11 protein-coding genes are annotated in these 12594 nt (G+C 65.1%); 1 reads left to right on the top strand and 10 read right to left on the bottom strand.

What is annotated here, in order from left to right; translation table 11 throughout:
* Positions 1–116: 116 nt before the first annotated feature.
* The 5 genes from B3M58_RS09060 to B3M58_RS09040 all read right to left on the bottom strand — a co-directional run bounded on the left by B3M58_RS09060 (position 117) and on the right by B3M58_RS09040 (position 6961).
* Entirely contained in the window at positions 117–488 is a 372-nt protein-coding gene (locus B3M58_RS09060; RefSeq protein ID WP_296218475.1) for a hypothetical protein, read from the bottom strand.
* 301 nt (positions 489–789) lie between these two features.
* Positions 790–1593, bottom strand: a complete 804-nt coding sequence (locus B3M58_RS09055; RefSeq protein ID WP_296218474.1) for a putative RNA methyltransferase — start codon at positions 1591–1593, stop codon at positions 790–792.
* A 136-nt stretch (positions 1594–1729) separates the two neighbouring features.
* Entirely contained in the window at positions 1730–2884 is a 1155-nt protein-coding gene (gene dapE / locus B3M58_RS09050; RefSeq protein ID WP_296218472.1) for a succinyl-diaminopimelate desuccinylase, read from the bottom strand.
* Between the two features lie 99 nt (positions 2885–2983).
* On the bottom strand, positions 2984–5578 hold the full coding sequence (locus B3M58_RS09045) for a glycosyltransferase (RefSeq protein WP_296218471.1): 2595 nt from the start codon (positions 5576–5578) through the stop codon (positions 2984–2986).
* 231 nt (positions 5579–5809) lie between these two features.
* The gene (locus B3M58_RS09040; RefSeq protein WP_296218470.1) at positions 5810–6961 is read right to left on the bottom strand and encodes an iron-containing alcohol dehydrogenase; all 1152 of its coding nucleotides are present in this window, start codon (positions 6959–6961) and stop codon (positions 5810–5812) included.
* Between the two features lie 180 nt (positions 6962–7141).
* Between B3M58_RS09040 and tcdA the strand changes: the two genes are divergently transcribed.
* Positions 7142–7945 carry a tRNA cyclic N6-threonylcarbamoyladenosine(37) synthase TcdA gene (gene tcdA, locus B3M58_RS09035; protein ID WP_296218468.1) on the top strand — a complete coding sequence of 268 codons (804 nt, stop codon included), beginning with the start codon at positions 7142–7144 and terminating at the stop codon, positions 7943–7945.
* Positions 7946–8023: 78 nt separating this feature from the next.
* On the opposite strand, the gene B3M58_RS09030 is transcribed toward tcdA, so the two are convergent.
* The 5 genes from B3M58_RS09030 to dapC all read right to left on the bottom strand — a co-directional run bounded on the left by B3M58_RS09030 (position 8024) and on the right by dapC (position 12568).
* On the bottom strand, positions 8024–8434 hold the full coding sequence (locus tag B3M58_RS09030) for a SufE family protein (protein ID WP_296218466.1): 411 nt from the start codon (positions 8432–8434) through the stop codon (positions 8024–8026).
* Positions 8431–9636, bottom strand: coding sequence for an aminotransferase class V-fold PLP-dependent enzyme (locus B3M58_RS09025; protein ID WP_296218464.1), 1206 nt, complete (start codon positions 9634–9636; stop codon positions 8431–8433). The genes B3M58_RS09030 and B3M58_RS09025 overlap by 4 nt, the downstream gene beginning before the upstream one ends.
* Positions 9637–9947: 311 nt before the next feature.
* Positions 9948–10982, bottom strand: coding sequence for a 2,3,4,5-tetrahydropyridine-2,6-dicarboxylate N-succinyltransferase (dapD, locus tag B3M58_RS09020; protein WP_296218462.1), 1035 nt, complete (start codon positions 10980–10982; stop codon positions 9948–9950).
* Between the two features lie 39 nt (positions 10983–11021).
* The gene (locus B3M58_RS09015) at positions 11022–11369 is read right to left on the bottom strand and encodes an ArsC family reductase (protein ID WP_296218460.1); all 348 of its coding nucleotides are present in this window, start codon (positions 11367–11369) and stop codon (positions 11022–11024) included.
* Between the two features lie 2 nt (positions 11370–11371).
* Positions 11372–12568, bottom strand: coding sequence for a succinyldiaminopimelate transaminase (gene dapC, locus B3M58_RS09010; RefSeq protein WP_296218458.1), 1197 nt, complete (start codon positions 12566–12568; stop codon positions 11372–11374).
* Positions 12569–12594 lie beyond the last annotated feature (26 nt).

Raw genomic sequence — 12594 nt, 5'->3', positions numbered from 1 at the left:
TGGCGCATGTCCACCCTACGGGGTCGCAGGTGTATTCGGTTTCGGTCGGCGCGGAGGGGCGCTCAGCCCATGGCCGCGAATGACGGGGTCGCGGGCGCGTCTAGCTGGCGGCAGGCTCAGCCGGTGCGCCAGGTGATTTCCTCGACGCCATCGGCGCTGATGCGCATCCAGCGGTCGGCTTGTTCGTCGCTTTCCTCTTCCTGCCAACCGCCTGGGGCGCAGCGTACTTCGACGTTGAGCGCGGCAAACGCCGCCTGAGCGCAGGTCAGGTCGTCGGCCCAGGGCGTGGCGGCGCTTTCCAGAAACAGGCTGTGCCATTTGCCGACGGCCTTGGGCAGCCAGGTCACCGGGATGTCGCCGGCGAGGCATTTGAAGGTCTGGCCTTTCTGCTGCCAGGGCGTGCAGGGGCCGAGCGCTTCGCTCAGCCACTGGGCGATGGCCAGGTGGTCGGCATCTTTCAGGTAAATCTCGATATCCGGTTGGCGCATGCTGGTGTTTTCCTGAGGAACCTAGGGTCTGTTGTCGTTTCATCACGACCGTGCCGGAGCCTGCTTTGGCGCGAGGCAAGGCACGAGACGCGAAGTTTGGTTGTTCCAAATGAGCGTCGAGAAACGCAGTATCGCGCAAAAGCAGGCCCGGCCCTGCGGGTTGCGCGGAAAATCTCGCCACGCGTTGTTGTAGACGCGGCCGGCCCAGGCCATTGCCGGCGTCCTACGCCTAGCGGAGCGCCGCCCGGCCATGGCGAGATTTTGCGCAGCAACGCGGCTTGCGCTGAAACGGCAACAGACCCTAGCGTTTTTCGATCCAATCGTAGCGTATCGCGACCGTCACTTCGCAGGGCTCGGCGATCACCGCGGCGCGGCGTTCGGCGCTGGCGCGCCAGCCGTGCGGGGTCATCGCCAGCAGGTCGGCGCGGGCCTCGCTGCTGCTCAGTTGGAGGCGGAAGGTCAGGGTTTCGCTGTGCGCCAGGCGCATGCCGGCGGGGATCAGTTCGAGGTGTTTCTGGTCGTCGTAGTCGCGCACTTCGTCATACAGCTTCTCGCGCAGCTCCATCAGGTGCTCGCGGGTCGGCCCCATGCGCAGCAGACCGCCGCCGGGGCTGAGCAGGCGCATGGCTTCCTGCCAGTCGAGCGGGCTGAACACGCTGGCGAGCAATTGGCAGCTGGCGTCGGCCAGCGGTACGCGGGCCATGCTCGCCACCAGCCAACTGAGCTGGGGCGCGCGCTTGCAACCGCGCTTGATCGCTTCGCGGGAAATATCCAGGGCGTAGCCGCAGGCATCCGGCAGGGCGTCGGCGATCTGCGCGGTGTAATAGCCCTCGCCGCAGCCGATATCCAGCCAGTGTGCCGGGGCGTAGCCAGCGGCCAGTTCGGCCAGGCGCTTGGCCAGCGGCGCGTAGTGGCCGCCGTCGAGAAAGCGCCGCCGCGCGTCGACCATCGCGGCGTTGTCGCCGGGGTCGCGGCTGTTCTTGTGCTGCACCGGCAGCAGGTTCAAGTAGCCTTGGCGCGCGCGGTCGAAGCGGTGGTTGGCCGGGCAGGTTACGCCGTTGTCGACGGCGCTCAGGGCGCCTTGGCAGATGGGGCAGGTCAGCATGCGGAAAATCCAAGCACAGGCCGTTGCGAGCGCCCCGAGAACACGGCGGACGCAACACAGCGACGAGACATGGCGAATAGCCAGACGAGGAGCGAGTAGCGCCCTACGCCGCTATCGGGGTGCGCAGCAGGCATGTTCATGCCAGCAGCTTGACCAGGGTCTGGTAGTAAATCTCGGTCAGTACATCGAGGTCGCTGGCCAGCACGCGCTCATTGATCTGGTGGATGGTGGCGTTGACCGGGCCGAGTTCCACCACCTGGGTGCCCATGGTGGCGATGAAACGTCCGTCCGAAGTGCCGCCGGAGGTCGAGGGCTTGGTCTCGCGGCCGGTGACCGTCTTGATGCTGGCCGCTACCGCGTCGAGTAGCGCGCCCGGCTCGGTGAGGAACGGCAGGCCGGACAGCGCCCATTCCACGTGGTAGTCGAGGCCGTGCTTGTCGAGAATCGCGTTGACCCGCTGTTGCAGGCCTTCGACCGTGGATTCGGTGGAGAAGCGGAAGTTGAACACCGCCTTCAGCTCGCCCGGGATGACGTTGGTCGCGCCAGTGCCGGAATTGAGGTTGGACACCTGGAAGCTGGTCGGCGGGAAGAAGGCGTTGCCGTTGTCCCAATGCTCGGCGGCCAGTTCTGCGAGGGCCGGGGTGGCCAGGTGGATCGGGTTCTTCGCCAGGTGTGGGTAAGCCACGTGGCCCTGTACGCCGCGCACGGTCAAGGTGGCGCCGAGGGAGCCGCGGCGGCCGTTCTTGACCACGTCACCGACCAGCGAGGTGCTCGACGGCTCGCCGACGATGCACCAGTCCAGGCGCTCGCCGCGTGCGGCCAGGCGTTCGACTACGGCTTTGGTGCCGTGGTGGGCCGGGCCTTCTTCGTCGCTGGTGATGAGGAAGGCAATGCGCCCGTTGTGCGCCGGGTAAGCGGCGACGAAACGTTCGACGGCGATGATCATCGACGCCAGGCTGCCTTTCATGTCGGCCGCGCCACGCCCGCAGAGCATGCCTTGCTCGTCGATCAGCGCGTCGAACGGCTGGTGCTGCCAGGCTTGCAATGGGCCGGTCGGCACCACGTCGGTGTGCCCGGCGAAGCACAGCACGGGGCCGGCCTGGCTGCCGTGGGTTGCCCAGAAGTTCTCCACCTCCTCGATGCGCATCGGCTCGATCGCGAAGCCGAGGGCAGCCAGGCGGCGCATCATCAGCTCTTGGCAGCCTTCGTCGACCGGGGTCACGGAGGGGCGGCGAATCAGGTCGCAGGCCAGCTCAAGGGTGGGGGACAGGGTCGGGGAGAGGGCAGTCATTGCGGCTCCAGAGCGGCATCAAGCGGAAAGGCCGCCATCTTAAAGCAAAACGGCGGCCATTGGCCGCCGTCAGGCTGTTTCAGGTGGCTGTAGGGTGGGCTAGACGGCTACTACTTCATCCGCTGCCTGTTCCTGCGGCTTGGGCAGCGACGAGAGCAGCGCCATGACCAGTGCGGCCAGGTAAGGCAACGACTGCACCAGGAGCATGGCCACCCAGAACTTCACGTCGGCGCTGGGTAGGCCCTGGACGATGGTGATGCCGAGCGCCGCGCCCCACAGCAGGAGCATGATGAACACTTCTTCGCGGGCTTCCGCCAGGGCCACTAGCATGCCGTGGCTGCTGCGCATTTTCGGCGTGCGGAAGAACGGGATGCTGGTGGTGAAGAAGCCATACAGCACCGCCTTGGCGATGGTGTGCGACAACGCCAGCCCGGCCAGCGCGGCAGAGAAGGCATCCTTCAGGTTGACGCCGACGGCGCGCTGATAGAGGAAGACGATCTTCGCCACTTTGAACACGAACAGCGCCAGCGGCGGGATGGCGAAGATCAGCAGCGGCGGGTCGACCCGTTGCGGCACGATGATCATCGCCGCCGACCAGAGCAACGCCCCGGCGGTGAAGAAGATATTCAGGCCATCGGCCACCCACGGCAGCCAGCCGGCGATGAAGTGGTAGCGCTGGCCGCGCTTGAGTTCGGAATCCTTGCCGAGGAACAGGCTGCGCGCATGGCCCTTCATGATCTGAATCGCGCCGTAGGCCCAGCGGAAGCGCTGCTTCTTGAAGTCGATAAAGGTGTCCGGCATCAAGCCTTTGCCGAAACTGTCGTAGGCGTAGGCGGCGGTATAGCCCTTCTTGAACACGCGCAGGCCGAGTTCGGCGTCTTCGCAGATGGTCCAGTCGGCCCATTGCAATTCGTCCATCACGGTGCGGCGGATCATGGTCATGGTGCCGTGCTGGATGATCGCGTTGCGGTCGTTGCGGGTGACCATGCCGATGTGGAAGAACCCCTTGTATTCGGCATAGCAGAGCTTCTTGAAGGTGCTTTCCTTGCTGTCGCGGTAATCCTGTGGCGACTGCACCACGGCGATTTTCGGGTCGGCGAAGTGCGGCACCATGTGCTTGAGCCAGTTGCGGTCGACGCAGTAGTCGGAGTCGATCACCGCCACCACTTCGGCGTCCGGCGCGGTGTGCGGCAGGATGTAGTTCAGCGCGCCGCCCTTGAAGCCGGCCAGCGGGGCCACGTGGAAGAACTTGAAGCGCGGGCCGAGCTGTTCGCAATAGGCCTGCACCGGTTCCCACACGGCGGGGTCCTTGGTGTTGTTGTCGATGATCAGCACTTCGAAGTCCGGATAATCGAGGTTGGCCAAGGCGTCGAGGGTCTGTTTGACCATCTCCGGCGGCTCGTTGTAGCAGGGCACGTGAATCGACACTTTCGGTCGGTAGGCGCTGTCGGCCGATACCGGCTGGAACGGCCGGCGCCGGGTGCGGGTCCACACGGTTTCCGCCAGTTCGTGGGCCTCGGTCAGCAACACGATGAACACACCAACGGCGCCGATGCCGAGTAGCAGGCCGACGGTGACGCTGAACCAGGTGCTGTACTGCTGGCTGTAGTCGTAGCCGATCCACACCAGTACCGAGCCGCCGGCGAAGGCGACGAAGGTCAGGAAGGTGCGCCCGCGTTGCCGCAGTGCGCTGCCGTCGATTAGCAGCAGGGCCAGGGCGAGCAGGGCCATGACCACCGACGCGATGGCCAGCAGGCGCCATTGCGGAATGGCCACCACCGGGCCTTCAAAGTTGAATTTCGCCTGGCGGTCGAGGTTGTACACGCCCCAATAGGCGCCCACCGCCCCTTCGTCGCTGATTTTCCAGGGTTGGTCGAAGGCTTCGATGACGAAGTAGTTGTAGCCCTGGGCGTTCAGCGTGTTGACCAGGGTGCGCAGGTAGATGGCCTGGTCGGCCTGCGAGGCGTCGGCGCCACCGCGCATGCGGCCGTTGCTTGGCCAGCCGACTTCGGAGAGCAGCAGCGGTTTTTTCGGGAACAGCTTTTTCAGGTCGCGGGCGCGGTCGAGGACGAACTGGGTGGAGTCCTGCATCGGCACGAACTCCCAGTACGGCAGCACGTGGGCGGCGATCAGGTCGGTGTGCTTGGCCAGCTCCGGGTATTCCTCCCAGATGTGCCACTGCTCCGAGGTGGTCACCGGCACTTTCACCGCGGCACGCACCCGGTCGAGGTATTCGATGAGCTTCTGGGTGGTGATTTCGCGGCGGAACAGCGCTTCGTTACCGACCACCACGCGCACCACGCTGCGCGAGTCGTTGGCAATCTCGATGGCCTTGGCGATTTCGCGTTCGTTGCGTTCTTGGTCCGGGCTGATCCAGATACCCAGGGTCACGCGCAGGCCGAACTCTTCGGCCAGGCGCGGGATCTCGGCGAGTGGGCCGTCCACCGAGTAGGTGCGGATGTTGTCGGTCTGCTTGGCCAGCAGCTCGAGGTCGGCGCGCATTTCTGCGTCACTCGGGTAGGTGGCGGTCTGCGGGTTTTGCCCCTGGCGGAACGGCGAAAACGAATAGCCGGAGATTTGCTCGGGCCAGTCCGGTGCGCTCACCGGGCGGTTATACAGCGCCCAGATACCGGCAAACAGGGCGGCAATCGCCAAGACCACGACCAGGTTGAGTCCAAATTTACGCGAAGGCATAGCTGTATCAGGTTCCGATGGGGGGAACAGAGAGGAGCCGACGAACGCCGGATGGCGCGCATGCTACTCCCCCGCCGATTGACTGTATAGCGCCGCACCACCGCGGTTTACCGGGTGTCGCGGGCTAATGTCGGTTGGATCAAGCGAAGGCCCCGGAAGTTCGCACAACCGAGCTTTCGCGAGGGATATTCGCACCAAGACGGTCGCGGCGCCGTCACTCGGCGCCCGACCCTACAGCGCGCGCAGGAGAATCCGCTCGCTGACCTCCAGGTCGATGTCGCGGCCTTCGCCGAGGCTGGTCATCTGGTGGCGTTGCAGTTGCGCCAGCACCTGAGGAATCACCTCGGCATCCAGGCCGTGCTCGGACAAAGTGGTCGGCACGCCCATGCGGCTGAAGAAGCCTTGCGTGGCGGCGATGGCCGCATCGATGCGCGCGTCTTCGTCGCCGTCGCGCAGGTGCCACACGCGTTCGGCGTATTGCAGCAGCTTGGCGCGTTTCGCCGCGCGGCGTTCGGCCAGCAGCGCCGGCAGCACCACGGCCAGGGTTTGCGCGTGGTCGAGGTGGTACAGCGCGGTCAGTTCATGGCCGATCATGTGCGTTGCCCAATCCTGCGGCACACCGCAGCCGAGCAGGCCGTTGAGCGCCTGGGTGGCGCACCACATCAGGTTGGCGCGCACGGCATAGTCTTCGGGGTCGGCCAGGGCCTTGGGGCCTTCCTCGATCAGGGTCTGCAACAGGCCTTCGGCGTAGCGATCCTGCAGCGGCGCGTCGGCCGGGTAGGTGAGGTACTGTTCGATGGTGTGGACGAAGGCATCGACCACGCCGTTGCCGATTTGCCGCGCCGGCAGGCTGAAGGTGGTGCGCGGGTCGAGGATGGCGAAGCGCGGGTAGAGCAGCGCGCTGCTGAACGGCAGTTTCTCCTGGCGCGCGACGTGGGTAACCACGCCATGCGGGTTGCTCTCCGAACCGGTGGCCGCCAGGGTCAGTACGCAGGCCAGCGGCACAGCCGCCTTGATCCGGGTGCCGGTGAGCAGGTCGAGGGGATCGCCGGCATAGCAGAGTGCCGCGGCGATAAATTTGCTGCCATCGATCACCGAGCCGCCACCGATTGCCAGGATAAAGTCGCACTGCTCGCGCTTGGCCTGCTCCACGGCGCGCACCAGGGTATCGAACTGCGGGTTGGCCTCGATGCCGGCAAAGCGGCTCACGGCGAAACCGGCCAGGGCTGCTTCGACCTGCGCCCATACGCCGTTCTGGAAGATGCTGCCGCCGCCGTGGGTGACCAGTACGCGACTGCCCGGGGGAATTTCCTTGCCGAGTTTGGCGATCTGGCCTTCGCCAAAATGAATCTTGGTCGGGTTGTGAAAACTGAAGTTACGCATCGCAGGCTCCGGCAGGCTCATTTGTTGTTCTGCGCCGACTATACCGCCGCTGGACCGGGTAAACCCCAGGCAGGGTCATTCATCCGCTTTGGCGCGAGGCGCGCATGCAGTGCTTGGGCGACGGCTCCGGCCTTCCTATAATGCGCGCCTGCCCGTGCGCGGGGTGCTTGAGGTGATGAAATGCCGATCGACGAACAACGCTTTGCTGGAATTGCCCGGCTGTATGGCCGCGAGGGTGCCGAGCGCCTGAGCGCGGCGCACGTGGCGGTGGTCGGCATCGGCGGCGTCGGTTCCTGGGCGGCCGAGGCGCTGGCGCGCTCGGGGGTTGGCGAGATTTCGTTGTTCGATCTGGATGATGTCTGCGTCAGCAACAGCAACCGCCAGCTGCATGCGCTGGACAGCACGGTCGGGCAGGCCAAGGTCGAGGTGATGGCGGCGCGCATTCGCGGCATCAACCCGGCCTGCGTGGTGCACGCCGTAACGGATTTCGTCACCCGCGAGACCATGGCCGAGTACATCACCGAGCAACTCGATGCGGTGATCGACTGCATCGACAGCGTTAACGCCAAGGCCGCGCTGATTTCCTGGTGCAAGCGGCGCAAGATCCAGGTGATCACCACCGGCGGCGCGGGCGGGCAGATCGACCCAACGCAGATCCAGGTCGGCGACCTCAACAAGGCCTGGAACGATCCGCTGGCGTCCAAGGTGCGTTCTACCTTGCGCCGCGACTACAACTTCTCGCGCACCCCGGGGCGCAACTACAGTGTGCCCTGCGTCTACTCCACCGAGCAGCTGCGCTACCCGAAGCCCGATGGCACGGTGTGTCAGTACAAGGGCTTTGTCGGCGAAGGGGTCAAGCTCGATTGCGCCGGTGGTTTTGGCGCGGTGATGATGGTCACCGCGACGTTTGGCATGGTCGCGGCGGCGCGCATCGTCGACAAACTGGTCGCCGGCGCGCGCCGCCCGGCTGAGCGATCGAAATAGGCAGCCCATAGGGTGGAGATGGCGAAGCCTTGTCCACCGAGCTTTGCGGCGGACAAGCCGCGCTGCGGCATGTCCGCCCTACGCGTTATCCGCCAGCTCGCGCATGCGCTGCAACACCGCATTCAAGCCATTGCTGCGTGAGGGAGAGAGTTGTCGGGTCAGGCCGAGTTGGCTGAACCAGTCGTGCAGGTCGACCTCCAGCAGTTCAGCCGCCGTCAGGCCGTCGACCCGCGCCAGTAGCAGCGCCAGCAAACCGCGTAGCAGCCGGGCATCGCTGGCCGCGCGAAATTGCCAGCGGTCATCTTGCACGTCGGCAACCAGCCATACCTGACTCTCGCAGCCATGCACGCGCTGGGCTTCGCCGCGCTCGTCCTCGCTCAGCGGGGCCAGGCGTTCGCCCCACTGCATCAGCAGGCGGGCGCGTTGTTCCCAGCTGGCACAGTCGGTGAAGGCGTGCAGCGCCTCCTGAGCCGGGGCGGGCAGGCTCATCGCAACAACTCCAGGGCCTTGTCCAGGGCCGTGAAAAAACGCTGCAGGTCTTCGCCATCGTTGTACAGCCCCAGTGACACGCGAATCGCCCCAGACAGGCCGAGGCTGTTCAGCAGCGGCATGGCGCAATGATGGCCGGCGCGCACGGCGATACCCTGTTCGGTGAGCAGGTGCGCGAGGTCGGCGTTGTGCACGTCGTCGACGATAAAGCTGACCAGCGCCACCTGCGGCAGGCCCAGCAGGCGAATGCCGGGGCGTGCGTTGAGGCCGGCCAGCAGCTCGGCGTGCAAGGCCGCTTCGTGGCGGGCGACGGCGGCGTGGTCCAGCCCGCTCAGATATGCCAAGGCGGCGCCGAGGGCAATGACCCCGGCAACTGGCGGAGTGCCCGCTTCGAATCCCAGGGGTGCGCCGCGAAAGGTTGCGCTGTGGTAGTCGGCCTGCTGCACCATTTCGCCGCCAAACTGCCAGTGCTTGAGGCGTTGCAGCGCGGCTTTGCGGCCGTACAGCACACCCACTCCATCCGGTCCATAGAGTTTGTGGCTGGAAAACACGTAGAAGTCGCAGCCCAGTGCCTGCACGTCGTGGCGGTCATGCACCACGCCCTGGGCGCCGTCGACCACGCTCAGGGCGCCGTGGGCTTTGCCCAGGGCCAGCAATTCGCCGAGCGGCTGCCAGCAACCGAGCACATTGGACAGCTGGCTGACGGCGAGCAGGCGGGTGCGTGGGCCGATCAGTTGAGCGGCTTGAGCCAGGTCGATAAGGCCCGCGCCGTCGAGGGGCAAGACCACCAGGTTGAGCTGGCGGCGTTGCGCCAGTTGCTGCCAAGGCAGCAGGTTGGCGTGGTGCTCCAGGGCGCTGATGACGATCTCGTCACCGGCCTGAAACTCCGATTCCAGTGCGTAGGCCAGCAGGTTGAAAGCCTCGGTGGCGCCGCGGGTGAACAGGATGTGCGCCGAGTCGGCGGCATTCAGCCATTGTGCGAGCTGATCGCGGGTCTGTTCGAAGGCGCGGGTGGCGCGTTCGCCCGGGACATGCTGGGCGCGATGCACATTGGCCGCACCGCCGGCGTAGTAGCCGAGCAGCGCATCGAGCATCGCTTGCGGTTTTTGCGCGGTGGCGGCGCTGTCCAGGTAGGTCTGACCTTCGGCTTCGAGGGCCAGGATGCCAGGGAAGTCGGCGCGCCAGGGGGAATGGATAGGCATGGGAGAGCTGTCGAGACCGTGGAATGGGTTGAGCGCTGCGATACCCATAATGGGCTCGATGGGTATCGCGGTGCTCAACCCATCCTACAAAACTGCTGCCCAAAAGTTGTTTTTAAAGCATCGCAAGCGAAGGCTAGGCAAGGCGAACTCAAGCGCAACGCAGCGCAGTAACAGCCGCAGGCTGGCCCGCAGGGCGAGCGAAGCGAGTCAAAAGCGGAGTGTACGAATGTACATGAGCATTTTTATCGGACTCGCGACCGAGCTTGAGTTCAACGCCGCATAGCCGAGCGCAGCAGCTTTAAACCAACTTTTCAATTATGCGCGTGCAGGGCTTCGTTGAGCTCGATGGCCGACTTGTGGGTCTTGCATTCCACGGCGCCGGTCTGCGAGTTGCGGCGGAACAGCAGGTCCGGCTGGCCGGCCAGTTCGCGAGCCTTGAGCACCTTGACCAGTTGGTTGTCGGCATCCAGCAGCGCCACTTTGGTGCCGGCGGTGATGTACAGGCCGGACTCCACGGTGTTGCGGTCGCCCAGCGGGATGCCGATGCCGGCATTGGCGCCGATCAGGCAGCCTTCGCCCACGGAAATCACGATATTGCCGCCGCCGGAGAGGGTGCCCATGGTCGAGCAGCCGCCGCCCAGGTCCGAGCCCTTGCCGACGAATACCCCGGCGGACACGCGGCCTTCGATCATGCCCGGGCCGGCAGTGCCGGCGTTGAAGTTGACGAAGCCTTCGTGCATCACCGTGGTGCCTTCACCCACGTAGGCGCCCAGGCGGATGCGCGCGCTGTCGGCGATACGCACGCCGGCGGGCACTACGTAGTCGGTCATTTTCGGGAACTTGTCCACCGAGAAGACTTCCAGCAACTCGCCTTTCAGGCGCGCTTCCAGCTGGCGTTCGGCCAGCTCGGCGAGATCGACCGCGCCCTGGCTGGTCCAGGCCACGTTTGGCAGCAGCGGGAAGATGCCGGTCAGGTTCAGGCCATGCGGCTTGACCAGACGGTGCGACAGCAGGTGCAGCTTGAGGTAGGCCTCGGGCGTGCTGGTCAGAGCGCTGTCTTCGGCGAGGAAGGTGGCGACCAGTGGCTTGTGGCTTTCTGCCAGGCGGGTGAGCAGCGCGGCCTGGGCGGCGTCGATACCCTTCAAGGCTTCGGCGAGGTCGCCGGCCTGGCTGTTGCTGATGGTTATGGCCTGGTTACCGCCTTGATAACCGAGCTTTTCTGTCACTTTGGCGACCAGTTCGCTGGCCGGGTTGAGCAGCGGCTGGGCGTAGAACACTTCCAGCCAGGTGTTCTGGCGGTTCTGGGTGCCAACGCCGAAGGCCAGGCTGAAGAGGGTAGTGGTCATCTTGCTTTCCTTAACGCGAATTCAATAAAGGTGGATTGTTCAGGCCAGTTCAGCGGCATAGCGCTCGGGCTTGAAGCCAATCAGGGTCTTGTCGCCGAGATCCAGCACTGGGCGCTTGATCATCGACGGTTGGGCGAGCATCAGTTCGATCGCCTTGTGCTGGTCGAGGTTGCTTTTCTGCGCCTCGTCCAGCTTGCGGAAGGTGGTGCCGGCGCGGTTGAGGACGGTGTCCCAGCCGTGTTCGTTGCACCACTTTTCCAGGTTGCCACGGTCGATGCCGACGGCTTTGTAATCATGAAAGGCGTAGCTTACGCCGTGCTCGTCGAGCCAGGTGCGGGCTTTTTTCATGGTGTCGCAGGCTTTGATGCCAAACAGGGTTTTGCTCATGGTTACAGACCCTTCACAAAGGCGCGGATACGCTCGGCGGCTTCGACGCATTCGGCCAGCGGGGCGACCAGGGCCATGCGCACGCGGCCGGCGCCGGGGTTGTTGCCGTCGACGTCGCGCGACAGGTACGAGCCGGGCACCACGGTGACGTGCTCGCGGGCGAACAGCTCGCGGGTAAAGGTTTCGTCGTTCATCGGGGTTTTCGCCCAGAGGTAGAAGCCGCCGTCCGGGCGCTGCACATCGAGTACGTCACCGAGAATCGCCAGCACCGCGTCGAACTTCTCGCGGTACAGCGCGCGGTTGGCGCGTACGTGCACTTCGTCGTTCCAGGCGGCAATGCTGGCTTGCTGGGTTTGTACCGGCATGGCGCAGCCGTGGTAGGTACGGTACAGCAGAAAAGATTGCAGAATGGCGGCGTCGCCGGCGACGAAGCCGGACCGCAGGCCCGGCAGGTTGGAGCGCTTGGACAGGCTGTGGAATACCGCGCAACGTGCAAAATCGCTGCGGCCCAGTTCTGCGCAGGCGGTCAACAGGCCGGCCGGCGGGTTCTGTTCGTCGAAATACAGCTCGCTGTAGCACTCGTCGGCGGCGATGACGAAGTCGAATTTATCGGCCAGGGCGATCAGCTTCTTCAGCCTCGGCAGCGGGATCAGCGCACCGGTCGGGTTGCCGGGCGAGCAGAGGAAGAGAATCTGGCAGCGCTGCCAGACGTCATCGCTGACCGCGTCGAAGTCCGGGTTGAAGCCGTGTTCTTCCAGGCATGGCAGGTAGTGCGGCTGCGCGCCGGCGAGCAGGGCCGCACCTTCGTAGATCTGGTAGAACGGGTTGGGGCTGACCACCAACCCACCTTGATCGCGCTGCACCACGGCCTGGGTGAAGGCGAACAGCGCCTCGCGGGTGCCGTTGACCGGCAGCACATGGCGCGCCGGGTCGAGCCAGCCGCTGGGCAGGTTGAAGCGTTGGCCGCACCAGTTGGCGATGGCTTCGCGCAGCGCCGGGATGCCCAGGGTGGTGGGGTACACCGCCAATTGCTGCAGATTGGCGCTCAACGCTTCGGCGACAAAGGCCGGCGAGCGGTGTTTCGGCTCGCCGATCGACAGGGCGATGGCCTGCTTCTCGGCGTTCGGCCGGGCATCGGCAAGCAAGGCGCGGAGCTTTTCAAACGGGTAGGGCTGCAACTGGTTCAATGCGTTATTCATGGCAATTTCCTGGTCCTGCAAGCGAC

It is taken from the genome of Pseudomonas sp. UBA2684, from assembly GCA_002354655.1.
Classification (GTDB): Bacteria; Pseudomonadota; Gammaproteobacteria; order Pseudomonadales; family Pseudomonadaceae; genus Aquipseudomonas.
Note: the sequence above shows the minus strand (reverse complement) of the source record. Positions and strands in the feature narration are given on the sequence as shown.